Source organism: Pseudomonas sp. Soil_N_39 (genome assembly GCF_057655955.1).
In genome coordinates, this window is record NZ_JBDGLI010000003.1 from 205,285 (window position 1) to 229,475 (window position 24,191).

The window sequence follows — 24,191 nt, forward strand, 5'->3', positions numbered from 1 at the left end:
TGGATCTGCGGTGTTCACAGAACCCCTGTGGGAGCGAGCTTGCTCGCGATGGCGGCCTCAAAAACCACTCAAATTCCAGGCTTGGCCGCCGCCTCCCACAGCACTTCTGCCACGCCTTGCCGCCGGGCAATGACCCGCGCCGCGACGAACAACAAGTCCGACAACCGATTGATATAGGCCAGCCCCGGCCCAGCCAACGGCTCCACCGCGTTCAATTGCTGGCAACGACGCTCGGCGCTGCGGGCCAGGCTGCGGCAGACGTGGGCTTGGGCGATCAGCGTCGAGCCACCGGGCAGGATGAAGTTTTCCAGCGGTCCCAGTTCCTCGTTCCACGCATCAATCGCCGCTTCCAGGCGCTCGACTTCCGCCATGTTCAGCGCCTGATAGGCCGGCATCGCCAGTTCACCGCCGAGGTCGAACAACCGATGCTGACAGGGCGTCAGCACGTCGATAACCTCCTTCAGTGCCGGGTATTGACCTATTTCAGCGGCAAGACCGGCCAACAACAAGCCCAACTGGCTGTTCAGCGTATCCACTTCGCCGATGGCCTCGACCCGTGGGTGATCCTTTGCCACGCGGCGACCATCGCCCAACCCGGTTTCACCTTTGTCGCCGGTGCGGGTGTAAATCTTCGACAGGCGAAAGCCCATGCTCAGCGCTCCAGTTGTGTGTTTTCCTGCGGCACCATCGACGTGCCCGCCAGCGGCAGGCGCAAGGTGAAGCAGGTGCCTTGGCCCGGCGCCGACTGCACTTCCATCTGGCCCTTGTGGTTGTTGGTGATGATGAAATACGAGACCGACAGCCCAAGGCCGGTGCCCTGGCCGATCTCCTTGGTGGTGAAGAAGGGCTCGAAGGTGCGCTTGCGCACGTTCTCGCTCATGCCGATGCCGTTGTCCTCGACCTGGATTTCCGCCCACGGCGGATTCAATCGCGTGCGCAGGATGATGCGCCCGGGTTCGCTGTCGTCCTGGCGTTGGTGGATCGCCTGGGCGGCATTTTTCAGCAGGTTGAGCAGCACCTGTTCCAGTTCGTTGGCAGTGCCCGGTACCGGGCCCAGGTTCGGGTCGAACTGACGGATGATCGCCTGGCCCTTGAAGTCGAACCCGATCGCCAGGTCGAAGTCGTTCCCGGCGATTTCCACCGCCTGGTCGATCAGCGCTGGCAGGTCGCACGGCGCCATCTGCCGGGTGCTGCGCCGGCTGAAACTGAGCATGTGGGTGACGATTTTCGCCGCCCGGGCACCGGCTTGCTGGATGCCGTCGAGCAACTGCGGGATTTCCCGGCCCTGGAGGTAACGATTGACCTCCTGTAACTCGATACCCAATTGCTCGGCCTGTTCGAGGTTCTTCGGCAGTTCCGGTGACAGGCGTCGGCGGATGTTCTGCACGTTGTGCAGGATCGCCCCAAGCGGGTTGTTGATCTCATGGGCCATGCCTGCCGCGAGGCCGCCGACCGAGAGCATTTTTTCCGATTGCACCATCATTTCCTCCAGCGACAGGCGCTGGGTGATGTCGTCGATGCGGATCACCACGCCCCGCCCGGCGCCGCCCATCAGTGGATAGAACGTCAGGGCGTAATGCCGGGCTTCGTCGTCCTTGGTCCAGGTGACGCGTTCGATCTTGGCCACCGTATGTTGCTCGACGGTCTGCTTGAGCTGGGGCAGGTACGGCTTGAGGGGTTCGAAAGCGAGGAAGATCGGTTGGTTCAGGGCTTCGTCCAGCCGCGTGCCGGAGAGGGCGCTGGCTTCCTGGTTCCATTGGGTGACGTAGAGTTGTTCGTCGAGGGCGATCAGCGCCGACGGCATGGAGTCGATGATGCTGTTGAGGTAATTCTGGAAACCGGTGAGTTTTTTCTCGATCTTGCTGCGCACCTGGACTTCCAGCTCCAGCTTGCGATTGGTATGGCGGGTTTCTTCCGCCAGGCCTTGGGCCTGGTCGTAGGCGGCCTGGGAGTCGTCCCGCGCGCGCTTGAGTTGCTGCTCCCGGGCTTCGATGCGCGAGAGCATGGTATTGAACGCCTCGGCCAGGCTGCCGATCTCATCGTGGTTGCCCCGTGCGGCGCGCAGGGCATAGTTCTCTTCGCGGGTGACCTGGCGGGACAGCTCTTCGAGTTGATGAATCGGCTGGGTGATCAGGCGTTTGATCTGCTGGGCGATGATCAGCCACAGCAGCACGCTGAAAATCAGGATGCCGAGGCTGGCGGTCAGCGTGCCGGTGTAGAACGCCGTTGGCAGTTCGCTGCTGGCCACCAGTAGCAGGTGACCTGGCTCCGTGCCGGGGCGGGGCAGGGTGATGACCTGGTTGCTGCGGAATTCACTGGCCTGCCAAGCCTGCATATTGCGGTAATGGTCCGGCAGCTTGAGTTTTTCGGCATGTTGCAGTTGCGCCAGGCGTTCGCCCTGGCCGTCGTACAGCGCCGCTGCCCGTAGCGGTGCATAGCTGTTGAGCTCATCGAGCAGGCGTTTGGCGCTTTGTGGCGATTGCAGGGCATCGGAAATCAGGCTTGGGTTGGCCACCAGCCGGCCGATGGTCTGCAGGGCCTGGGGCGCCATGCTTTCCTGGGAAATGTAATAGGCGGCGCTGATAAAGGTCAGGTTGGCCACCAACAGGACAGTGGTCAACAACACCAACAGGGCGGCCAGCAGTTTTTGGCCGACCGGGAGGTTTTCAAGGCGCTGGCGCAATGGCATCAGACTCGTCGTTAAGAAAGGAACACGAGGGCCAGCGTAGCCGCTGCTCAGTCGCTGGGCAATCCGAGGTTGTCCAAGTGGGCAATCAGTCGCTGGCGCAGTTGTTCCAGGTGCGGCACGCTCAGCTCATGGCGCTGGGCGACCTTGCAGGCGTAATCGAGCAAGTAGCTGATTTCGGTGCGACGCCGATTGGCGACGTCCTGGTACATCGAGGAGTAATTGGCGGCCGTGGCCTGGATCACCCGTTCGACTTCCGGCTGCAAATCCTCGGCCGCCGCGGGCTGGCCGCACCGTTCGAGCAAATCCGTGAGTTCCGCGCACAGGGTCGCCACTTCGCAGTGGTGTTCCAGCAGGCCGCCGTTCTTGCAGTGATGCAGCACCGTCAACGGATTGATTGCGCAATTGAGCGCCAGCTTGCGCCAGAGGCGGGTGAGGATGTCGGCGCTCCATTCGTGGGGAATGCCGGCGGCGGCCAGGTCGTCCAGCCAGAACGGCGCTACCGGGTGAGCCGGGTCGCCCAACCAGGTGTAGCCATGGCCGGCGAATACCACGCGCCAGTCACCGTCGCGGAACGCGCCTTCGGTGCTGGAGGCGCTGATGCAACGGGCCTGGGGCACACAATTGGCCACAGCGTCCTGGCTGCCGAGGCCGTTCTGCAACAGGATCAGTTCCGACTCCGCGTCCAGGCGATGGGCCACCGACGCCACTGCCGCTTCCGCATCGTAGGCCTTGCAGGCCAGCAGCAGGCGCTTGATCGGTTCCGAGCTGTCCGCCGTTTCGCCCGGCACCGGGTAACACTGCGCCTGGCCCTGTTCCACCAGTGTCAGGCCACCAACGCTGCGGTAGGCCTGCAAACGCGCTTCGTTGCGCAGCACCAGCCGCACCGGCAACCCGGCCCGGGCCAGGCGCGTGGCCCACAACGTGCCGAGACTGCCGGCCCCGAGGACATGCCAGGTGGTCGACATCAGTTTTTTACTCGGATTGGCGCAGGCATCGGAGGGCTCGCAGTGTCGGCAGGAAAAGAGCCGTTATAATGAGCCCGATTTTAACCACAAGCCAAGCGCGCGCCGTTGATACTGGCGCGCCTTTTTATTTGGAGAACACTACATGCCGTCATTCGACGTGGTATCCGAACTGGACAAGCACGAAGTCACCAACGCGGTTGAAAACGCCGTCAAGGAACTCGACCGTCGTTATGACCTCAAGGGCAAGGGCAGTTTCGAGTTCAAGGAAAAAGACCTGACCGTGAACCTGACCGCCGAGGCCGACTTCCAGCTCGAGGCGATGATCGAGATCCTCAAGCTGGCGCTGGTCAAGCGCAAGATCGACGTGCAGTGCCTTGAGGTCAAGGACGCCTATGCCTCGGGCAAGCTGATGAAACAGGAAGCCGTGCTCAAGGAAGGCATCGACAAGGAGCTGGCGAAGAAGATCGTCGCCCATATCAAGGACGCCAAGCTCAAGGTACAAGCCGCCATCCAGGGCGAGCAGGTGCGGGTCACCGGCAAGAAACGTGACGACTTGCAGGAAGCCATTGCGGCGTTGCGCGGCAAGGAATTCGGCATGCCCCTGCAGTTCAATAACTTCCGCGACTGATCCCTTCAGTTATAGGGAAACACTGTGGCGAGGGAGCTTGCTCCCGCTTGGGGGCGCAGCCCCCATCAAAGGGCCGCTACGCAGCCCAGCGGGGGCAAGCTCCCTCGCCACAAGATGCCGCGTGCAACAGGAATAGGAGAGAACGATGGATTTGAACGCTGAAGTGGACAACCTGGTCAAGGTTTCCCAGACCTGGGTCCCCATGATCATGGAATACGGCAGCCGCGTGCTGCTGGCCGTTATCACCCTGGCCGTCGGCTGGTGGTTGATCAACAAAGTGACGCGCAAGCTGGGTGCTTTGCTGGCCTTGCGTAATGCCGACCTGGCCCTGCAAGGGTTTATCAGTACCCTGGCCAACATCATTCTGAAGATATTGCTGATCGTCAGCGTCGCTTCGATGATCGGTGTGGAAACCACTTCCTTCGTCGCCGCCATCGGTGCTGCCGGCCTGGCGATTGGCTTGGCCTTGCAAGGCAGCCTGGCGAACTTCGCCGGTGGCGTGCTGATCCTGCTGTTCCGTCCGTTCCGCATTGGTGACTGGATCGAAGCCCAGGGTGTGGCCGGTACGGTCGACAGCATCCAGATCTTCCACACGGTGTTGCGCACCGGTGACAACAAGACCGTCATCGTGCCCAACGGCAATCTGTCGAACGGGATCATCACCAACACCAACCGCCAGCCGACCCGCAAAGTCGTGTTCGATGTCGGCGTGGATTACCAGGCCGACCTGCAAAAGGCCCGGGAAGTGTTGCTGGAGCTGGCCAAGGACGAACGCGTGCTGGCGGATCCGGCGCCTGAAGCGGTGATTTCCACCTTGGGCGACAGTTCCATCACCGTGTCGCTGCGTATTTGGGTCAAGACCGCGGATTATTGGAGTGTGATGTTCATGCTCAATGAACTGGCGCGGGATCGTTTGAAGGACGCGGGCATTGATATTCCGTTTCCACAGCGAGTGATTCGGGTCGTTCAGGAAGGGGCGGCGCAATAACTATTTGAATGTAACTTGGCGCTGGGGTCAGGTTATATTTAGTTAGCTTGCTATTTAATAAGTTGTGTTAAAGCGGGCGTTGTAATGGGCATAAAAAAACCGCTCACCTGAATCAGGTGAGCGGTTTTTGTTTGTAGCGGGTGAAGCTATCGAACTAGCACTGAATTACAAGATGCTCAGTGGGTATTCGACGATCAGACGGAAGTCGTTGTTGTCTCGGTTGCCACTTGCGGTGGTGTAAGAGGTGTTGGTGCGGTAGAAAGCGCTACGAACACGGAACGACAGGTCTTTGGCTGGACCGCTTTGCAGAACGTACTTGGTTTCGAAGTCCCACTCGTGCTCTTTGCCTTCTGCGCCGCCAGTCTCGATGTTGTCACCGGTAACGTAACGAGTCATGAAGCTCAGGCCAGGAACGCCGTAAGTTTTCATGTTCAGGTCGTAGCGCGCCTGCCAGGAACGCTCGTCCTGACCGTTGAAGTCGGAGTACTGGATGGAGTTGGCGAGGAAAATGGTGCCGCCGCCGTCAACGCCATACACGTAGCCGGTGTCACCGGTGGAGCGCTGGTGAGCCAGGGTGAACTTGTGGGCACCGATGGCATAGGCAGCTGCAAGGGACCAGATACGGTTGTCAACGTCGCCGCTGAGCTTCTGGCCTTGGTCTTGGCTGTCATAACCGTTGAAGTCGAAGTTCAGGGACTGATCTTCGTTGATCGGCAGGGTGTAGTTCAGGTTCAGGTATTTCTTTTTGTAGTGATCTTCAACATCGGAAGCTGCTACGCCAGCAACGAAATTGTCGGTGAACTGGTAGGTTGCACCGGCAATGTCGGCAGACTTCAGGCCAAGGCCGTCATCGCCCATGCCAGTTTGCGAGCTGACGGCGTTGAAACGACCTGCGGTCAGCTCCAGGCCTTTGATTTCTTTGCTGGTAATCAGGGTACCGGTGGCAACTTCTGGCAGCAGACGGCTGTCGTCAGTAGAGAAAACCGGGCTGGTAGTGAACTGGTTGCCGTATTTCAGAACTGTGTCGGACAGACGGAACTTAACCGCGCCGCCAATCTTCGATTGTGTTTCTTCTAGGTTGCCATCACTGTCCTGAGCGAACAGGCCGTTACCAGCGCGACCAGTGCCACCGTCGAAACGGGCGGAGCCGAATGCGAAGGCGTCAGCGCCTACACCAACGGTACCTTGGGTGAAGCCCGATTCGTAGATAGCGCGAACGCCAACGCCGGCTTCTTCACGATAACTTTGACGAGTGTTTGGTTCGTTCTTGAAATCACGGTTCATGTACAGCGCACGGGTCAGAACAGTCAAGCTCTGATCTTCAAGAAAACCCTTGGATTCTTCCTGGGAAGAGGCCATTGCGAACTGCGAGGTACTGGCCGATACAGCCAGTGCGATCATGCTCCACTTCATCACGCGCATCGTGATTTGCTCCTTTGGTTTTTAGAAGAGTACTGCCGTCCCACCTGTTTTTTTATCTGGGCGGCTCTTTCTTTTTGTGTCGGCGCAAACTTATATCACGTCGACATTCTTTGGCGATACTTGCCCATTCAACCTTTCAGCTTCTTTACGACCATGTCGCCAATGGCTCGATCCATGTCGCATTTCAGCTGTTCCGACGCAACCGTATTCACAACTTTAATGTTGTTTTTTCTTTTCCGGCATCGGTGTAAAGAGTCCGTCATTACCGCGCTTGAAGCTCCTGTGGGCAGCCTTGCCACTTTAATTTGTATGTCGGCAGGTTCTCGCTTCCGGCGAGGCCCTTGGACAGTGCGGGTATGAATGCAACAAGCATGCTCAAACCCGAATTTCGTTTACATTTTTTTCACATTTGACCGGTTGACGCGGTGAAACCTCATGAAACCGGGCCCCAAAGGCCTTGTTTTAAATAGGGTTGACTCGTGTGTGGGTCTCGTGTTGGACATCGAAAAACGTGGCGAGACAACCAAAAACGTTACCGGTTCACCCTACCCAGTGAGTAAATCACGGATGCTTTGTGCACTGAGCGTAGACGCACTGTGCTGTTTTGGTGCAAAAAAATTTTCAGGTTGTACGAAAATCTTACAGCTCCAAGGTCTTGCCTGGGCCCTGGTACGGCCCTGCCAGGAGCTCGTCGTGCCGCCTGCGCTGTGTTGGTGCGTCAGCTTGCACGGGTTGATGCCGGGGTATTGAAAAGTCGTTCGAAGAAACGGTGTCGAAACGCTACGCAGTGATCGATCCGGCGTTCGCGAGTATGCTGCGCATCTGTGTCCGATGCAGGCCTGCGGGTCGCTGAGCCGGGCAGAATCGATAACGAGGAGTACGCGCGGTGTTTGCCTTAGATCCACGACTGCAACAAGACACATTGCCCATCGGCGATTTCCCGTTGTGCCGGTTGCTCTTGTCCAACGACGCCAACTACCCGTGGTTCATCCTCGTGCCGCGGCGAGAAAATATCAGCGAATTGTTTCAGTTGGATGACATTGATCAATTGCAGCTGTGGAAAGAAACCACGGCGCTGGCCGAAACCCTCAAGGATTCGTTCGATGCCGACAAGATGAACGTTGCAACCTTGGGTAATGTCGTCAGTCAACTGCACATGCATGTCATCGTGCGCAAGCGTGATGATGCGGCCTGGCCGGCGCCGGTCTGGGGCAAGCACCCGGCCCAGCCTTATAATGCAGGGCAGGTCGCGGCCATTCGCGAACGGTTGCGAATGGCCCTGGCCGATGATTTCAAGTTTCTGGAGGGCTGAACCATGAACCTTGAAGAACGCGTAACCGATCTGGAAAGCCGCCTGGCGTTTCAGGATGACACCATCCAGGCATTGAATGATGTGCTGGTGGCGCAGCAGCGGGTTGTCGAGCGCTTGCAGCTGCAGATGGCGGCGTTGCTCAAGCGCCAGGAAGAAATGGCCGGGCAATTCGAAACATTTGAAGAAGAGGCGCCGCCCCCTCACTACTGACGTGCCCCGATTCCCGTTTGCCGGGCAATAAAAAACCGCGAGCAGCCAGGCTGCATCGCGGTTTTTTTACGCTTGGATCAGCGGCGCGGCAGCGCGGCGATCACATCTTCGGCCTGCAGGCCCTTGTCGCGGTTCATCACGGAGAATTCCACGCGCTGGCCTTCCACCAGGACGCGATGGCCTTCGCCACGAATGGCCCGGAAATGCACGAAAATGTCATCGCCGGAGTCGCGGGAGATGAAGCCGAACCCTTTGGACGTGTTGAACCACTTCACCGTGCCGGTATCGCGGTTGGACATGTCGTAGTTCTGCGCAGCGGCGGCCGGCGACGACTTCTTGTAGAAGCTGACGGCCAGGTGCAGTGCCACGGCGAGCAGTGCCGCGCCGAGGCTGAACAGAATGGCCGGTTGACCGCCGATTTCCGGCATGGGCGCCAGCAGGGCCAGGGTTTGCAAGGCAACGGCCAGCACCAGCATGACGCTGACAAGGTTTTGCAGTTGATGACGTGGACCTTTGTTCCAGTAAGGGATGACGGGGGCAAGGGTCAGGTTGAGCAGGCCGAAAAAGGCCAGGTACAGTGCATCGGGGTGTTGCAGGTAAGGTGTGGCTTCGGAACCCAGGCTAGGGATGAAGGACAGCAGCAGGGCAGCTGCGCCCATTAGCAAGTGGACGATTTTCAACATTTTGATTGGCTCACGGTTAAGACAGATCACAAGGAAGAGCGGGTCGGGCACGGTTCGCTTCGAAACAATGAGAGGCGTTGGACACGTATCCGAATCAGCCTATGCGTTACGCCCGGGAAAATAAGCGTAGCGACACACTGCCTATTTAACAGCAAAGCTCGGGCCTTCTCAAACCCGTTACGGGCGCGCACCGCGCTGTTCGTCGGCCAGAAAAGCCCCGCGGCTGCTTGAACGCGCCAGGCAAGCGGCGTTGAATTTCCCTGGGCGTCGGAACCGTCGGCTGTCCTGGCTTGTCGGTTCTGGAGGGCTGGCGATCTGTCGCAGGCCGCAGGCGGCCAGAACCACTAGAGTGGGTAGGGCCGTTGTCGAATTCATCACCTCAGGAGATCAACCCCATGGCAATTGATATCGGTATCAGTGAGGAAGACCGCAAGTCCATCGTCGACGGGCTCTCGCGCCTGCTGTCGGACACCTACGTGCTGTATCTCAAGACCCACAATTTCCACTGGAATGTCACAGGGCCGATGTTTCGGACCCTGCACCTGATGTTCGAGGAGCAATACAACGAGCTGGCCCTGGCGGTGGACCTGATTGCCGAACGAATCCGCGCCCTTGGCTTCCCGGCCCCGGGTGCCTACTCGGTGTATGCGCGCCTGTCTTCTATTAAAGAAGAGGAAGGCGTGCCTGCTGCCGAGGACATGATCCGGCAACTGGTCGAGGGCCAGGAAGCGGTGACGCGTACGGCCCGTGGCATCTTTCCTTTATTGGACAAGGTCAGCGACGAGCCCACGGCCGACCTGCTGACCCAGCGCATGCAGGTTCACGAAAAGACCGCGTGGATGCTGCGCGCGCTGCTCGAAGGCTAATAATCGAGTAGGTGATGACGTGGCGTGGGGCGCATTGCCTGCACGGGCCGTGTAGGACGGCGTAATTCGTCGCCGGCCTGCTGTTGGCTTGTCCTACGTCCATGGTCATAAAGTCGTCTGGAACTGGCGATGCCGTTGAGCTTCCATAGAGCCACAGATGGGTTGTTCCAACCCAGAGGCTCGTATGGCAAAGGAGTGTCAACGGTATGATTCAAGGAAAAGAACCCGGGGAAGGGGGACGGGGGCGTTTTCAGCCCATCAGCGTCGACCCGTTCATCCGGGGGTTCGATATGCAACTGGCCCGGCCCCTGGCCCGTTCCATTCGTCTGAACGGGTTCGCCACCTGTTTGCGGCTGGAGCAGGTCTATTGGGAGATCCTCGGTGACATGGCTGAGCTCAACCGCTGCTCCATCAGCACGTTGCTGTCCCATGTGGACAGGGAAGTGCACCTGCGCCATGGCGGGGTGCGCAATTTCAGCGGGTTGGTGCGCGTGGTCTGCGTGGTGCACAGTTTGAAGGACGCCGGGATGGATCATTGTGGCGTCTAGCCCATCAATGACTGCAAATTCCGTGGCGAGGGAGCTTGCTCCCGCTGGGCTGCGTAGCAGCCCTCTTTGTGAGCGCTTCGCACTCAAGCGGGAGCAAGCTCCCTCGCCACAATGAGTCACACAAGCCTTGAATGAACAACATAGTCGGCAATGACTGTGCGGTCTTACGGCTGCACAGGCTGCATTTAATGGATATAATCCCGCTCTTTGCCGCAAAGCCCCGCCTTTGCGCGAGTAACCTGATCGCCGAGACAACCCCATGCCGATGTACGACTATCAATGTGCTTCCTGTGGTCATCAGATGGAAGCCATTCAAAAGATCAGCGCGGCACCGCTGGTCGACTGCCCTGCCTGCCAGGCGCCGGAACTGAAAAAGATGCTGTCCATGCCTGGTTTCCGCCTCGGCGGCACGGGCTGGTATGAAACCGACTTCAAGACCGGCGCCAAGAAAAACCTGGCCGGTGGCGACAAAGCTGATTGAGTTGAATACGCGCGAGTTCTTGCACGGGCAGGGCCTCCAACCGAATGACGAATTACGAGAAGTGAAACCACTACCATGATGCGCAGCCATTATTGCGGCCAACTGAACGAAAGCCTGGAAGGTCAGGAAGTTACTCTTTGCGGATGGGTCCATCGTCGCCGTGACCATGGCGGGGTGATTTTCCTCGATATCCGTGATCGTGAAGGCCTGGCCCAGGTGGTGTTCGATCCGGACCGCGCTGAAACCTTCGCCACTGCCGACCGCGTGCGCAGTGAATACGTCGTCAAGATCACCGGCAAGGTACGCCTGCGCCCGGCCGGCGCCGGTAACGCCAACATGGCGTCGGGCATGATCGAAGTGCTGGGCTACGAGCTGGAAGTGCTCAACGAGTCGGAAACCCCGCCGTTCCCACTCAACGAATACTCCGACGTGGGCGAGGAAACCCGCCTGCGCTACCGTTTCATCGACCTGCGTCGCCCGGAAATGGCCGAGAAGCTGCGCCTGCGTTCGCGCATGACCACCAGCATCCGTCGCTACCTGGACGAGAACGGCTTCCTCGACGTCGAGACACCGATCCTGACCCGCGCCACGCCGGAAGGCGCCCGCGACTACCTGGTGCCGAGCCGTACCCACCCCGGCAGCTTCTTCGCCCTGCCGCAATCGCCACAGCTGTTCAAGCAACTGCTGATGGTGGCCGGGTTCGATCGCTACTACCAGATCGCCAAGTGCTTCCGCGACGAAGACCTGCGTGCCGACCGTCAGCCTGAGTTCACTCAGATCGACATCGAGACCAGTTTCCTCGACGAAAAAGACATCATGGGCCTGACCGAAGGCATGATCCGTAACCTGTTCAAGGAAGTGCTGGGCCTGGAATTCGGTGAGTTCCCGCACATGACCTTCGAAGAGGCCATGCGCCGCTACGGTTCCGACAAGCCGGACCTGCGTAACCCGTTGGAACTGGTTGACGTGGCCGACCAGCTCAAGGAAGTCGATTTCAAAGTGTTCAGCGGCCCGGCCAACGATCCGAAATGCCGTATCGCGGCCCTGCGTGTTCCAGGCGGCGCCAGCATGCCGCGCAAGCAGATCGACGACTACACCAAGTTCGTCGGCATCTACGGTGCCAAGGGCCTGGCGTACATCAAGGTCAACGAGCGCGCCGCCGGTGTCGACGGCCTGCAATCGCCGATCGTGAAAAACATCCCTGAAGCCAATCTCAACGTGATCCTCGATCGCGTGGGTGCGGTTGACGGCGACATCGTGTTCTTCGGCGCCGACAAGGCCAAGATCGTCAGCGAAGCCCTGGGCGCGCTGCGCATCAAGCTGGGCCACGACCTGAAGCTGCTGACCTGCGAGTGGGCGCCGATGTGGGTCGTCGACTTCCCGATGTTCGAAGAAAACGACGACGGCAGCTTCTCTGCGCTGCACCACCCGTTCACCGCGCCGAAGTGCTCGCCTGAAGAATTGGAGGCCAACCCGGCCACCGCCCTGTCGCGCGCCTACGACATGGTCCTGAACGGCACCGAGCTGGGTGGCGGTTCGATCCGTATCCATCGCAAGGAAATGCAACAGGCGGTGTTCCGTCTGCTGGGCATCAACGAAGCGGAGCAGGAAGAGAAATTCGGCTTCCTGCTCGATGCGCTGAAGTACGGTGCACCGCCCCACGGTGGCCTGGCCTTCGGCCTGGACCGCCTGGTGATGCTGATGACCGGCGCCCAGTCGATCCGCGAAGTGATCGCGTTCCCGAAAACCCAGAGCGCGGCCGATGTCATGACCCAGGCGCCGGGCGTAGTGGACGCCAAGGCGCTGCGCGAGTTGCACATCCGTCTGCGTGAACAGCCAAAGGCTGAGTAAGGCTGGCACCTGAGAGGGCGCATCTTCGGATGCGCCTTTTCATTGGGGTCGATATTTCTGATTGCCGGCCACTGCGCACGCGCGGGGCGGGCAATGTTCCAAAGAGAAACGGAGCGAGTTATGGCAGGTCATTCCAAGTGGGCGAACATCAAGCACCGCAAAGAACGTCAGGATGCCAAGAGAGGCAAGATCTTCACCAAGTGGATCCGTGAGCTGACGGTCGCGGCCCGCCAGGGCGGCGGCGATCCGGGTTCCAACCCGCGCCTGCGCTTGGCCCTGGACAAGGCCTTGGGTGCCAACATGAGCCGCGACATCATCGACCGGGCCATCGCCCGTGGCGCGGGTGCGACCGAGGCCGACAACGTTGAAGAGCTGACCTACGAGGGTTATGGCCCGGGCGGCGTGGCGGTGATGGTCGAATGCATGACCGACAACCGCAACCGTACCGCTGCCGCCGTGCGTCACGCGTTCAGCAAATGCGGTGGCAACCTCGGCACCGACGGCTCGGTGGCCTATCTGTTCGAGCGCAAGGGGCAAATCAGCTTCGCCCCGGGCCTCGATGAAGATGCCCTGACGGAAGCGGCCCTGGAGGCCGACGCCGATGACGTGGTCAGCCATGAAGACGGGTCGTTCGACGTGTTCACCTCGTTCGCCAGCTTCTATGCCGTGCGCAACGCCCTGGAGGCGGCCGGTTTCAAGCCCGCCGACGCGGAAATCGTCATGCAGCCGACCACCAGCGCCGAACTGGATCTGGAAGGCGCCGAGAAGGTGCTCAAGCTGATCGACATGCTGGAAGACCTGGATGACGTGCAGAACGTTTATTCCAACGCCGATATTCCGGAGTCGGTGGCTGAACAGCTTGGCTGAGAAGGCTTGTTCAAATATTGACGATTGCGAATGACCAAAATGTGGGAGCGAGCTTGCTCGCGATAGCGGTACTTCAGTCAATGCTTTGCTTGCTGATCCGACGCCATCGCGAGCAAGCTCGCTCCCACGGGTCTGAATAACTCCCCTTAAACCGCAGGCGTTATGACTTTAATCCTTGGTATCGACCCTGGTTCGCGCATCACCGGCTACGGCGTGGTTCGCGATACCGGGCGCGGCTGTGTATACGTCGCCTCTGGTTGCATCCGCACCGGTGCCGGTGAGCTGCATGAGCGCTTGCAGATCGTTTATCGCGGCGTGCGCGAAGTCATCCAGACCTACGGCCCGGTGACCATGGGCATTGAACGGGTCTTCATGGCGCGCAACGCCGATTCGGCCCTGAAGCTGGGGCAGGCCCGGGGCGCGGCCATTGTGGCGGGCGCCGAGGAAAACCTGGAGATCGCCGAGTACACCGCGACCCAGGTCAAGCAGGCAGTCGTCGGCACCGGGGCGGCGAACAAGGAGCAGGTGCAAATGATGGTGATGCACCTGTTGAAACTGGTCAGCAAGCCGCAAATCGACGCCTCCGACGCCCTGGCCATCGCTATTTGCCATGCCCATACCCGTTCCAGCCTGTTGCCTCATGGTCTGGGGACTGCACGCAGTCGTGGCGGGCGCCTGCGTCTCTGATAGCATCAGCGCTTCATTCATGAACCCGAGTAAGTTGTGCCTGTGTCGTCGGCCTTCATGCCCGGGCTGTTATTCGCCAGCCCGCGGGCTGGCCAACACCCAAGGATCTGAAACGTGATTGGACGCTTGCGCGGCACCCTGGCTGAAAAACAGCCGCCGCACCTGATTCTGGATGTAAATGGCCTGGGCTATGAGCTGGAAGTGCCCATGACCACGCTGTATCGCTTGCCGTCGGTCGGCGAGCCGCTGACCCTGCACACCCATTTGGTCGTGCGCGAGGATGCGCAGTTACTCTATGGTTTCGTCGGCAAGCGCGAGCGGGATTTCTTCCGCGAGTTGATCCGTCTCAATGGCGTCGGCCCGAAACTGGCCCTGGCCTTGATGTCGAGCCTGGAAGTCGACGAATTGGTGCGTTGCGTGCAGTCCCAGGACACCTCGGCCCTGACCAAGGTGCCGGGGGTGGGCAAGAAAACCGCCGAGCGCCTGCTGGTCGAACTCAAGGACCGCTTCAAGGCCTGGGAGGCGGTGCCGGCGATGTTCGCCCTGGTGCCGAACCAGCCGGACGCGCCGGTGCCTGCGGTCAGCGCCGAAAACGATGCGGTCACTGCGCTGATCTCCCTGGGCTACAAGCCGCAGGAGGCCAGCAAGGCGATTTCCGCCATCAAGGAAAAAGGCCTGAGCACCGAAGACATGATTCGCCGTGCCCTGAAGGGAATGATTTAAGTGATTGAAGCTGACCGTCTGATCGCTGCCACGGGCGCGCCCCGTGACCGCGAGGAAATCCAGGACCGCGCGATTCGTCCTGTCAGCCTGGCCGACTACATCGGCCAACCGACCGTGCGCGAGCAGATGGAGCTGTTCATCCAGGCGGCCCGTGGGCGCAGCGAGTCCCTGGACCACACCTTGATCTTCGGCCCGCCGGGCCTGGGCAAGACTACCCTGGCCAACATCATCGCCCAGGAAATGGGTGTTTCGATCAAAAGCACGTCGGGGCCGGTGCTTGAACGGCCGGGCGATCTGGCGGCGCTGCTGACCAACCTTGAGCCCCATGACGTGCTCTTCATCGACGAAATCCATCGCTTGTCGCCGATCGTCGAGGAAGTGCTGTACCCGGCCATGGAAGATTTTCAGCTCGACATCATGATCGGCGAAGGGCCGGCAGCGCGCTCCATCAAGCTCGACCTGCCGCCGTTCACCCTGGTGGGCGCCACCACCCGCGCCGGCATGCTGACCAACCCGTTGCGCGACCGTTTCGGTATCGTCCAACGCCTGGAGTTCTACAACAACGCCGACCTGGCGACGATTGTCAGCCGCTCGGCGGGCATTCTCGGGTTGCCGCTGGACCCGGACGGTGCGTATGAGATCGCCCGGCGTGCCCGGGGTACGCCGCGGATCGCCAACCGTCTGCTGCGCCGGGTCCGGGATTTTGCCGAAGTTCGGGCCAAAGGCCACATCACCAAACCGATTGCCGACCTGGCGTTGAACCTGCTGGACATCGACGAGCGTGGTTTCGATCACCAGGACCGGCGTCTGCTGCTGACCATGATCGAGAAGTTCGACGGTGGCCCGGTGGGCGTGGACAGCCTGGCGGCGGCCATCAGCGAAGAGCGTCACACCATTGAAGATGTGCTGGAACCGTATCTGATCCAACAGGGCTACATCATGCGCACCCCCCGTGGACGAGTGGTGACCCGCCATGCTTATCTGCACTTTGGCTTAAACATCCCGACACGAATGGGCGAGATGCCGGTGGTAGACGAATTCCTCGATGCCGTGGACGATTGAACGAGCTCTGTTCGCCGACTTTTTTCCGGTTCGTGCTGTCCCAGACGACGTCTGGAGCGTCAATGCGTTCGAGAATGAAAAAACAGTTGCCAGGCCGATTGGCAACCTGAGGAGTAAGCACTAGAGTATGCGCGCGCAAAACGGGCTGGAGTCGTTCGCACATCGCTGTCGCGTTTATTACGAGGACACCGATGCTGGCGGCATCGTCTACTACGTCAATTACCTCAAGTTTATGGAACGGGCTCGAACCGAACGGCTGCGGGAACTGGGTTTTGCCCAATCCGCACTCGCAGGGGAGGACCTGTTATTCGTCGTGCATTCCAGCGAAGCGCGTTACCACGCGCCGGCGCGACTGGACGACGAACTGGTGGTAAGTGCCGATGTCATCGAATTGAACCGTGTCAGCCTGCGTTTCAAGCAGCAGGTCAGGCGGGCTACGGATAATGTGCTGCTCTGCGAAGGGCAGTTTTTGGTGGCCTGTGTGCGCACCCATAGTTTGAAACCCCGGGCCATTCCCGAAGCTCTACGCGCGGCCTTTGCCGGCGTGAGCGGCGCGGGTACACACTCAGAGCAGGAGATAAAGCGTGGAAGCTAACGTCGTCGACCATTCCTCCATGTGGAGCCTGGTCAGCAATGCCAGCGTCGTGGTGCAACTGGTAATGCTGACCCTGGTAGCCGCATCGGTGACCTCATGGATCATGATCTTTCAGCGCAGCAACATGCTGCGCGCCGGTCGCCGTGCCCTGGAGAGCTTCGAGGAGCGCTTCTGGTCCGGTATCGACCTGTCCAAGCTCTATCGCCAGGCTGGCAGCAACCCGGACCCGGATTCGGGCGTCGAGCAGATCTTCCGTGCCGGCTTCAAGGAGTTCTCCCGCTTGCGCCAGCAGCCGGGCGTCGACCCTGAGGCGGTGATGGAAGGTGTGGCTCGCGCCATGCGCGTCGCCATTTCCCGCGAGGAAGAAAAGCTCGAGCAGGGCCTGTCGTTCCTGGCCACCGTTGGTTCGGTCAGCCCGTACATCGGTCTGTTCGGTACCGTGTGGGGGATCATGAACTCCTTCCGCGGCCTGGCTTCCGCCCAGCAAGCGACCCTGGCCACCGTGGCCCCGGGCATCGCCGAGGCACTGATCGCCACCGCCATCGGTCTGTTCGCGGCCATCCCGGCCGTTATCGCCTACAACCGCTTCGCTGCCCGCAGCGAAATGCTGACCGGCCGTTACTACACCTTCGCCGATGAATTCCAGGCGATCCTGCACCGTAAAGTGCACACCAGCGAAGAATAAGCAGGTATTTCCCAATGGCTTTAATCGCTCGAGCCCGAAAAAAGCGCAAGCCGGTTGCCGAGATGAACGTGGTGCCCTACATCGACGTGATGTTGGTGCTGCTGGTCATCTTCATGGTGACTGCGCCCATGCTTAATCAGGGCGTGAAGGTCGATCTGCCCAAGGTTTCCAGCGAAGCCTTGCCGCAGGACAACAACACCCAGGTACTGACCATTTCGATCAAGGCTGACAAGACCTACTACTGGAACCTTGGCAGTGAAGTGGACACCGAGAAGCAGCAGGACCGGGCCATGACCTTGCCGCAGATGACCGATGCGGTGACCAAGATCATTCGTGTCGGCAACGACGCCGGCAAGCGCACCCAGGTGTTCATTCGTGGCGACAAGACTGTCGACTACGGTGCCGTGATGGGCGCCATGGGCGGCCTGCAGAAAGCCGGGGTCGGTAATGTTGGCTTGATCACCGAGGCCCCCTGATGCAGCAACAGCGAGAGCCGTCCGCCTCGGAAAGCTATTTCTGGCCCAGTGTCCTGGCCATCGGCCTGCATGTGCTGGTGTTCGGCATGCTGTTCGTCAGTTTTGCCATGACCCCGGAGCTGCCACCGGCCAAGCCGATCGTGCAGGCGACGTTGTACCAGCTCAAATCGAAAAGCCAGGCCACCACCCAGACCAACCAGAAGCTTGCCGGTGAGGCGAAGAAATCCGCCGCGCGCCAGACCGAAGTCGAGCAGATGGAGCAGAAGAAGGTCGAGCAGGAAGCGATAAAGGCTGCGGAACAAAAGAAAGAGGAAGCGGCTCAAAAAGCCGAGGAAGCCAAGAAGGCCGATGAGGCGAAGAAAGCGGACGAGGCGAAAAAGGCTGACGAAGCCAAGAAAGCCGACGACGCGAAGAAAACCGCCGAGGCCAAAAAGGCAGAAGAGAAACAATTGGCTGATATAGCCAAGAAGAAAGCCGAAGAAGAAGCCAAGAAAGCCGCTGAAGAAGAGGCCAAGAAAGCGGCCGCTGAAGAAGCGAAGAAAAAGATCGTCGAGGACGCGAAGAAAAAAGCGGCCGAAGACGCCAAGAAGAAAGCTGAAGCTGACGAGGCGAAAAAGAAAGTCGCCGAAGACGCGAAGAAGAAAGCCGCCGCCGACGCCGCCAAGAAAAAGGCCCAGGACGCAGCGCGTAAATCCGCCGAAGACAAAAAGGCCCAGGCCTTGGCAGATTTGCTTTCCGACACGCCGGAGCGCCAGCAGGCCTTGGCCGATGAGCAGGGCGATGAAGTCGCCGGCAGCTACGATGATCTGATTCGCGCCCGAGCGGCAGAAGGCTGGGCTCGTCCACCTTCGGCGCGCAAAGGCATGACGGTAGTATTGCAAATCGGCATGTTGCCCGATGGTACGGTTACCTCGGTCAGCGTCGCCAAGTCCAGTGGTGACGGTCCGTTCGACGCTTCGGCGGTCGCTGCGGTCAAGAACATTGGGCGTTTGACGGAAATGCAAGGAATGAAACCGAGCGACTTTGCTCCCTATCGTTCATTCAAGATGACATTCACACCTGAGGATCTAGCCTTGTGAGAAACCTTCTTCGATCAATGCTGGTCGTTATCTGCTGCCTGGCAGGGATAGCGGTAGCAGAGGAAAAGAACATCCTGGTCACCAGCGGCAGCGACCGGGCCACCCCGATCGCCGTCGTACCGTTCGGCTGGCAGGGCGGTAACGTCCTGCCGGACGACATGGCGGAAATCATCGGCAACGACCTGCGCAACTCGGGTTACTACGCGCCGATTCCGAAGCAGAACATGATCAGCCTGCCAACCCAGGCCAGCGAAGTCATCTACCGTGACTGGAAGGCCCTGGGCGCCCAGTACATCATGGTCGGCAGCATCGTTCCGGCCGGCGGTCGCCTGCAGGTGCAGTACGCCCTGTTCAACGTCGCCACCGAGCAGCAAGTGCTGACCGGCAGCGTGTCGGGCAGCGTCGATCAGTTGCGCGACATGGCGCACTACATCGCCGACCAGTCGTTCGAGAAACTCACCGGCATCAAGGGCGCGTTCTCCACCCGCATGCTCTACGTGACGGCCGAGCGTTTCTCCGAAAACAATACCCGCTACACCCTGCAGCGTTCCGACTATGACGGCGCGCGGGCGGTGACCTTGCTGCAATCGCGCGAGCCGATCCTGTCGCCGCGCTTCGCCCCCGATGGCAAGCGCATCGCCTATGTCTCGTTCGAGCAGAAGCGTCCGCGTATTTTCGTGCAGCACATCGACACCGGTCGTCGTGAGCAAATCACCAACTTCGAAGGCCTGAACGGCGCGCCAGCCTGGTCACCGGATGGTTCGCGCCTGGCGTTCGTGCTGTCCAAGGACGGCAACCCGGACATCTACGTGATGAACCTGGCCTCGCGTTCGATCTCCCGTGTGACCAACGGTCCGGGCATCAACACCGAGCCGTTCTGGGGCAAGGATGGCTCGACCATCTACTTCACCTCCGACCGCGGCGGCAAGCCACAGATCTACAAGACCAGTGCCGGTGGTGGCGGTGCCGAACGCGTGACCTTCGTCGGTAACTACAACGCCAACCCTAAATTGTCGGCGGACGAAAAGACTCTGGTGATGATCCATCGCCAGGACGGTTTCACCAATTTCAAGGTGGCGGCCCAGGATTTGCAGCGCGGTAGCGTAAAAATCCTCACTGATAGCACTCTGGACGAGTCACCCACTGTTGCGCCCAACGGCACCATGGTAATCTACGCCACCCGCCAGCAGGGCCGGGGAGTCTTGATGCTCGTGTCCATTAATGGACGCGTGAGGCTCCCGCTTCCTACCGCACAAGGCGAAGTCAGAGAACCGTCCTGGTCCCCTTACCTGAACTGACGCGGCGCAATACGTTTTACTTAACACACTGGGGTTCATTAGGAGTTTCACGATGGAAATGCTGAAGTTTGGTAAATTTGCTGCGCTGGCTCTGGCCATGGCTGTAGCTGTAGGTTGCTCGTCCAAAGGCGGCGACAATGCCGGTGAAGGCGCTGTTGATCCAAACGCTGGTTACGGCGCTAACACTGGTGCAGTTGACGGCTCCCTGAGCGAAGAAGCTGCTCTGCGCGCAATCACCACCTTCTACTTCGAATACGACAGCTCGGACCTGAAGCCAGAAGCCATGCGCGCTCTGGACGTTCACGCCAAAGACCTGAAGTCGAACGGCGCTCGCGTTGTTCTGGAAGGCAACACCGACGAACGTGGTACTCGTGAGTACAACATGGCACTGGGCGAGCGTCGTGCGAAAGCCGTTCAACGCTACCTGGTACTGCAAGGTGTTTCCCCAGCTCAGCTGGAACTGGTTTCCTACGGCGAAGAGCGTCCAGTTGCTACCGGCAACGACGAGCAGTCCTGGGCTCAAAACCGTCGCGTCGAACTGCGTAAGTAATTCGTCATGCGAACGTGCCGTCGTGCTGTAACTGTTCTGGCTCTCAGCCTTGCGCCGCTTGCGGCGTGGGCTGCGGTTCCTGTGGTCGATAACGATGCCGGCTATAACAATAGCGGGAGTAGTTATCCGCCTGCAGGTTACGGTACGAACGGCGCCTATGCCGGGGGAGGGGTTTCGGCCCCTGTCTCGGCACAGGGCGAGCTGTTCAACCAGCTCCAACAAATGCAGGATCAGCTGTCGCGCCAGCAAGGCGTGATTGAAGTTCTGCAAAATGATATTTCGCGCATGAAGCAGGAAAACCTGGAGCGATACCAGGATCTTGATCGGCGCATAGGAACCGGTGTTGCACCTGCCGCGACTCCTGAGAATTCTCCTGCCGGTGGCGACTTGAATGCCCCCGGTGCAGCCGCAGGCGCTGGGGCTACTGCTCCAGCACCGGCCGCCGGTGGCGAGCCGGCTGATCCGGCGAAGGAAAAGCTCTATTACGATGCTGCCTTCGATCTGATCAAGGCCAAGGATTTCGACAAGGCCAGCCAGGCCTTCGCCGCTTTCCTGCGCAAATACCCAAACAGCCAGTACGCAGGTAATGCCCAATACTGGCTGGGCGAAGTGAACCTGGCCAAGGGCGACCTGCAAGGCGCCGGCCAGGCGTTCGCCAAGGTGTCGCAACTGTATCCCAAGCACGCCAAAGTGCCGGATTCGCTGTACAAGCTGGCTGACGTAGAGCGCCGCCTCGGTCATACCGACAAGGTCAAAGGCATTTTGCAGCAGGTGGTGGCCCAATACCCGGGCACATCCGCCGCCCAACTGGCCCAGCGTGATCTGCAACGCATGTAAGCCGGCTTGAGCTGTTTTGAAGAAACCCGCGCCTGTCGCGGGTTTTTTCGTTAGAATTCACGCCCTTTTTATGAAACACGCTTTTTGGGATCTGCGCGTTGGCGGGGTTCCTCGAAGTGCCTGACGGAGGCGGACAGCCTGTTTAGCTGTTACGCCCGTGGCGACTATGCAAGACACATTGAGAATCACCGAAGTTTTTTACTCGTTGCAGGGTGAAACGCGAACGGCTGGGCTGCCCACGGTATTCGTGCGCCTCACCGGTTGTCCGTTGCGTTGCCAGTACTGCGACAGCGCCTACGCCTTCAGCGGCGGCACCGTGCGTACCCTCGACGATATCCTGGAGCAAGTGGCCAGTTATCGTCCGCGTTATGTCTGTGTCACGGGCGGCGAGCCCTTGGCGCAACCCAACGCGATCCCTTTGCTCAAGCAGTTGTGTGATGCCGGTTACGAGGTGTCGTTGGAAACCAGCGGCGCCCTGGATATCTCGGCCGTCGACCCGCGTGTCAGCCGCGTCGTGGACCTGAAAACCCCAGGCTCCAAGGAAGCGCACCGCAACCGCTATGAGAATATCGAACTGCTGACGCTCAACGATCAGGTCAAGTTCGTGATCTGTTCGCGAGAGGATTACGACTGGGCTGTGTCCAAGTTGATCCAGTACGGGCTCGACCAGCGGGCTGGCGAAGTGTTGTTGTCGCCGAGTCATCACGATTTGAGCGCCCGGGAACTGGCGGATTGGGTGGTGGCGGATAACTTGCCGGTGCGCCTGCAATTGCAGCTGCATAAATATCTTTGGAACGACGAGCCGGGGCGCTGAGATGACTGAACATTCGAACATGGCTGAAAAACGTGCGGTCATCCTGTTGTCAGGTGGCCTGGATTCGGCCACGGTCGTGGCCATGGCCCGTGCCGAAGGCTACCGCTGCTACACCATGAGTTTCGACTATGGCCAGCGCCACCGCGCAGAGCTGCACGCCGCTGAGCGGGTTGCCCGGGACCTGGGCGCGGTGGAGCACAAAGTGATCGGCCTGAACCTCAACGGTATCGGCGGCTCGGCCCTGACCGACAGTTCCATCGACGTGCCCGAGGCGCCTAGCGAGGGTATCCCGGTGACTTATGTGCCGGCGCGTAACACGGTGTTCCTGTCCCTGGCATTGGGCTGGGCCGAAGTGCTGGGCGCCCGTGACATTTTCATTGGCGTCAATGCCGTGGATTATTCCGGCTACCCGGACTGCCGCCCGGAGTTCGTCGAAGCGTTCGAGCGCATGGCCAACCTGGCGACCAAGGCCGGCGTCGAAGGGCAGGGTTTCCGCATCCAGGCGCCGTTGCAGAATCTCAGCAAGGCCGACATCGTCAAGGCGGGCGTGAAGCTTGGCGTGGACTACGGGCTCACCGTTTCCTGCTATCAGGCCGACGATCAGGGCCGCGCTTGCGGCAAATGTGACAGCTGCCGCCTGCGTGCAGAAGGCTTCGCGGCGGCGGGTGTGAGCGATCCAACCCGTTATTTTTGATTTATTTCAAATTAAGTGTTGAATAGTCCTTAGAAATCAGTATTATACGCGCCACCACACAGCGGGTCGTTAGCTCAGTTGGTAGAGCAGTTGGCTTTTAACCAATTGGTCGTAGGTTCGAATCCCACACGACCCACCATTTTTAGCTGTTTTAAAAGTCTGGAAGGCCCACGAAAGTGAGGATTTCCGGATTTTTTTTTGTCCGTGAAAAAGTCCACCAACCGAAGTGACCCTCAGAGCAGGCCCTCCTCGGCGCATACTTTCATGATCTGCTCGCGAAGCCAGATGTTTGCGCTGTCCTGGCTCGCTTTCTCGCTCCACATCATGTCCAGGGTAAAGTTCGGTAAACCCGTTGGTGGCTGGCGTTCGCCGAATCGTTCTTGATCGCAAATCAATGCCTGGATGCGCCGGGGCAATGTCAGGATAAAGTCGGTTCCAGCGATCAGGTTCAACGCTGCTACGTAGCTGTTGGCTCTTGCGACTATCTTGCGGCTATAACCTTGTCGAGCGAGCCAGCCATCGATCATGTTGGTGTCAGACGTCCACGGTGTTGGAAATACGTGCTGGCGGGCGGCAAACGCTTCCACGCTGAAGTCTCCTTGCGGCGCTGGGAAACTTTTATCGAGGACGCACACCAACTCGTCTTCGAGCAACACCTGTGATCGCAGACCTTTGACATCGCCATGGAAGTGCGGCCCGAAACAGACGACAAGATCGAAGCGATCATCCCGCAGTGCATCAGCTGGAATATCCCGATTAAATTTCGTCGTGTTGATGACCACCGCAAAGCGCTTGCCGATGAAGCGTTTGAGCAATTTGGGCAGGATCAGCAGTTCGAAGTATTCTGGCGCACAGAGGTTGAACGTGATTTCTTCCTGATTCGGATCGAATGTCTGGAAACCGGAATGGCATTTATTGATTGCCTCGAGGGCCCCCAGTATCTGGCCGTACATGGCGGTGGCTTTATGAGTGGGGCTCATGCCGGAGCGGGTATTGATAAACAGATCGTCTTCGAAACTGGTGCGCAGTTTCTTCAGGCAGTAGCTCACGGTTGACTGGCTGACGCATAAGGCCTCGGAGACCTGGGTGACGCTGCCCTGTTCGTACACTGCCACAAATACCATCAGGTCCTGCATGTCCAGCTTTCTGAGCAGGTTACTGACCAGCATCGGCTATTCTCG

27 protein-coding genes and 1 tRNA gene are annotated in these 24,191 nt (G+C 59.5%); 22 read left to right on the plus strand and 6 right to left on the minus strand.

The window, feature by feature from the left end; all coding sequences use genetic code 11:
• Positions 1-68 precede the first annotated feature (68 nt).
• From AC3A5O_RS05670 to AC3A5O_RS05680, 3 genes are read right to left on the minus strand one after another with little or no spacing between them, the layout of a single operon-like run.
• On the minus strand, positions 69-650 hold the full coding sequence (locus tag AC3A5O_RS05670; protein WP_487752931.1) for a cob(I)yrinic acid a,c-diamide adenosyltransferase: 582 nt from the start codon (positions 648-650) through the stop codon (positions 69-71).
• A gap of 2 nt (positions 651-652) precedes the next feature.
• A complete protein-coding gene (locus AC3A5O_RS05675) occupies positions 653-2,689 on the minus strand; it encodes an ATP-binding protein (RefSeq protein WP_122569394.1) in 2,037 nt (678 codons plus the stop codon).
• A gap of 47 nt (positions 2,690-2,736) precedes the next feature.
• Positions 2,737-3,654: a putative 2-dehydropantoate 2-reductase gene (locus AC3A5O_RS05680; RefSeq protein WP_487752932.1), complete on the minus strand. Its 918-nt coding sequence runs from the start codon at positions 3,652-3,654 to the stop codon at positions 2,737-2,739.
• 142 nt (positions 3,655-3,796) lie between these two features.
• Here AC3A5O_RS05680 and AC3A5O_RS05685 point away from each other — a divergent pair, with 142 nt between their 5' ends.
• Both AC3A5O_RS05685 and AC3A5O_RS05690 read left to right on the plus strand, forming a co-directional pair.
• Positions 3,797-4,282, plus strand: a complete 486-nt coding sequence (locus AC3A5O_RS05685; RefSeq protein WP_003205057.1) for a YajQ family cyclic di-GMP-binding protein — start codon at positions 3,797-3,799, stop codon at positions 4,280-4,282.
• A gap of 145 nt (positions 4,283-4,427) precedes the next feature.
• Entirely contained in the window at positions 4,428-5,270 is an 843-nt protein-coding gene (locus AC3A5O_RS05690) for a mechanosensitive ion channel family protein (protein ID WP_305468243.1), read from the plus strand.
• Between the two features lie 165 nt (positions 5,271-5,435).
• On the opposite strand, the gene AC3A5O_RS05695 is transcribed toward AC3A5O_RS05690, so the two are convergent.
• Complete coding sequence (locus tag AC3A5O_RS05695) at positions 5,436-6,692, minus strand: OprD family porin (RefSeq protein WP_305468241.1); 1,257 nt, start codon at positions 6,690-6,692, stop codon at positions 5,436-5,438.
• Between the two features lie 886 nt (positions 6,693-7,578).
• On the opposite strand from AC3A5O_RS05695, the gene AC3A5O_RS05700 reads away from it, so the two are divergent.
• Positions 7,579-8,004 (plus strand): HIT domain-containing protein, encoded by a 426-nt coding sequence (locus AC3A5O_RS05700; RefSeq protein WP_122569390.1) that lies wholly within the window; start codon positions 7,579-7,581, stop codon positions 8,002-8,004.
• Between the two features lie 3 nt (positions 8,005-8,007).
• Positions 8,008-8,214, plus strand: coding sequence for a SlyX family protein (locus tag AC3A5O_RS05705; RefSeq protein ID WP_025215235.1), 207 nt, complete (start codon positions 8,008-8,010; stop codon positions 8,212-8,214).
• A gap of 77 nt (positions 8,215-8,291) precedes the next feature.
• On the opposite strand, the gene AC3A5O_RS05710 is transcribed toward AC3A5O_RS05705, so the two are convergent.
• Complete coding sequence (locus AC3A5O_RS05710) at positions 8,292-8,897, minus strand: cold-shock protein (RefSeq protein WP_122569389.1); 606 nt, start codon at positions 8,895-8,897, stop codon at positions 8,292-8,294.
• Between the two features lie 395 nt (positions 8,898-9,292).
• Here AC3A5O_RS05710 and AC3A5O_RS05715 point away from each other — a divergent pair, with 395 nt between their 5' ends.
• The 18 genes from AC3A5O_RS05715 (at position 9,293) to AC3A5O_RS05800 (ending at position 23,149) form a co-directional block, all read left to right on the plus strand.
• Positions 9,293-9,763 (plus strand): Dps family protein, encoded by a 471-nt coding sequence (locus AC3A5O_RS05715; RefSeq protein ID WP_122569388.1) that lies wholly within the window; start codon positions 9,293-9,295, stop codon positions 9,761-9,763.
• Between the two features lie 206 nt (positions 9,764-9,969).
• Positions 9,970-10,311, plus strand: a complete 342-nt coding sequence (locus tag AC3A5O_RS05720) for a ribbon-helix-helix domain-containing protein (protein ID WP_305468238.1) — start codon at positions 9,970-9,972, stop codon at positions 10,309-10,311.
• 259 nt (positions 10,312-10,570) lie between these two features.
• Positions 10,571-10,792 carry an FmdB family zinc ribbon protein gene (locus AC3A5O_RS05725; protein ID WP_003178589.1) on the plus strand — a complete coding sequence of 74 codons (222 nt, stop codon included), beginning with the start codon at positions 10,571-10,573 and terminating at the stop codon, positions 10,790-10,792.
• 75 nt (positions 10,793-10,867) lie between these two features.
• Positions 10,868-12,643 carry an aspartate--tRNA ligase gene (gene aspS / locus AC3A5O_RS05730; protein ID WP_122569386.1) on the plus strand — a complete coding sequence of 592 codons (1,776 nt, stop codon included), beginning with the start codon at positions 10,868-10,870 and terminating at the stop codon, positions 12,641-12,643.
• Between the two features lie 120 nt (positions 12,644-12,763).
• Positions 12,764-13,510, plus strand: coding sequence for a YebC/PmpR family DNA-binding transcriptional regulator (locus AC3A5O_RS05735; RefSeq protein ID WP_018614256.1), 747 nt, complete (start codon positions 12,764-12,766; stop codon positions 13,508-13,510).
• A 162-nt stretch (positions 13,511-13,672) separates the two neighbouring features.
• Positions 13,673-14,197, plus strand: coding sequence for a crossover junction endodeoxyribonuclease RuvC (gene ruvC, locus AC3A5O_RS05740; protein WP_014339919.1), 525 nt, complete (start codon positions 13,673-13,675; stop codon positions 14,195-14,197).
• Positions 14,198-14,311: 114 nt separating this feature from the next.
• Positions 14,312-14,920 (plus strand): Holliday junction branch migration protein RuvA, encoded by a 609-nt coding sequence (gene ruvA / locus AC3A5O_RS05745; protein WP_053124616.1) that lies wholly within the window; start codon positions 14,312-14,314, stop codon positions 14,918-14,920.
• The gene (gene ruvB, locus AC3A5O_RS05750) at positions 14,921-15,982 is read left to right on the plus strand and encodes a Holliday junction branch migration DNA helicase RuvB (RefSeq protein ID WP_003178599.1); all 1,062 of its coding nucleotides are present in this window, start codon (positions 14,921-14,923) and stop codon (positions 15,980-15,982) included. It abuts the gene before it with no gap.
• A 127-nt stretch (positions 15,983-16,109) separates the two neighbouring features.
• Complete coding sequence (gene ybgC / locus AC3A5O_RS05755; protein ID WP_003205037.1) at positions 16,110-16,577, plus strand: tol-pal system-associated acyl-CoA thioesterase; 468 nt, start codon at positions 16,110-16,112, stop codon at positions 16,575-16,577.
• Entirely contained in the window at positions 16,567-17,262 is a 696-nt protein-coding gene (gene tolQ / locus AC3A5O_RS05760) for a protein TolQ (RefSeq protein ID WP_014339916.1), read from the plus strand. The genes ybgC and tolQ overlap by 11 nt, the downstream gene beginning before the upstream one ends.
• 23 nt (positions 17,263-17,285) lie before the next feature.
• Complete coding sequence (gene tolR / locus AC3A5O_RS05765; RefSeq protein WP_161798348.1) at positions 17,286-17,738, plus strand: protein TolR; 453 nt, start codon at positions 17,286-17,288, stop codon at positions 17,736-17,738.
• Complete coding sequence (gene tolA, locus AC3A5O_RS05770; RefSeq protein ID WP_487752933.1) at positions 17,738-18,817, plus strand: cell envelope integrity protein TolA; 1,080 nt, start codon at positions 17,738-17,740, stop codon at positions 18,815-18,817. Before tolR ends, tolA begins: the two co-directional genes overlap by 1 nt.
• Positions 18,814-20,115, plus strand: coding sequence for a Tol-Pal system beta propeller repeat protein TolB (gene tolB, locus AC3A5O_RS05775; protein WP_063324614.1), 1,302 nt, complete (start codon positions 18,814-18,816; stop codon positions 20,113-20,115). The genes tolA and tolB overlap by 4 nt, the downstream gene beginning before the upstream one ends.
• 52 nt (positions 20,116-20,167) lie before the next feature.
• Entirely contained in the window at positions 20,168-20,665 is a 498-nt protein-coding gene (pal, locus tag AC3A5O_RS05780) for a peptidoglycan-associated lipoprotein Pal (RefSeq protein ID WP_003205029.1), read from the plus strand.
• A gap of 6 nt (positions 20,666-20,671) precedes the next feature.
• A complete protein-coding gene (ybgF, locus tag AC3A5O_RS05785) occupies positions 20,672-21,502 on the plus strand; it encodes a tol-pal system protein YbgF (protein ID WP_305468234.1) in 831 nt (276 codons plus the stop codon).
• Positions 21,503-21,668: 166 nt separating this feature from the next.
• A complete protein-coding gene (gene queE, locus AC3A5O_RS05790; RefSeq protein ID WP_122569383.1) occupies positions 21,669-22,316 on the plus strand; it encodes a 7-carboxy-7-deazaguanine synthase QueE in 648 nt (215 codons plus the stop codon).
• Between the two features lie 19 nt (positions 22,317-22,335).
• Positions 22,336-23,010: a 7-cyano-7-deazaguanine synthase QueC gene (gene queC, locus AC3A5O_RS05795; RefSeq protein WP_163006903.1), complete on the plus strand. Its 675-nt coding sequence runs from the start codon at positions 22,336-22,338 to the stop codon at positions 23,008-23,010.
• A 63-nt stretch (positions 23,011-23,073) separates the two neighbouring features.
• A tRNA-Lys gene (locus AC3A5O_RS05800) sits at positions 23,074-23,149 on the plus strand.
• A gap of 94 nt (positions 23,150-23,243) precedes the next feature.
• Here AC3A5O_RS05800 and AC3A5O_RS05805 read toward each other — a convergent pair.
• Positions 23,244-24,179: a LysR family transcriptional regulator gene (locus tag AC3A5O_RS05805; RefSeq protein ID WP_305468230.1), complete on the minus strand. Its 936-nt coding sequence runs from the start codon at positions 24,177-24,179 to the stop codon at positions 23,244-23,246.
• Positions 24,180-24,191 lie beyond the last annotated feature (12 nt).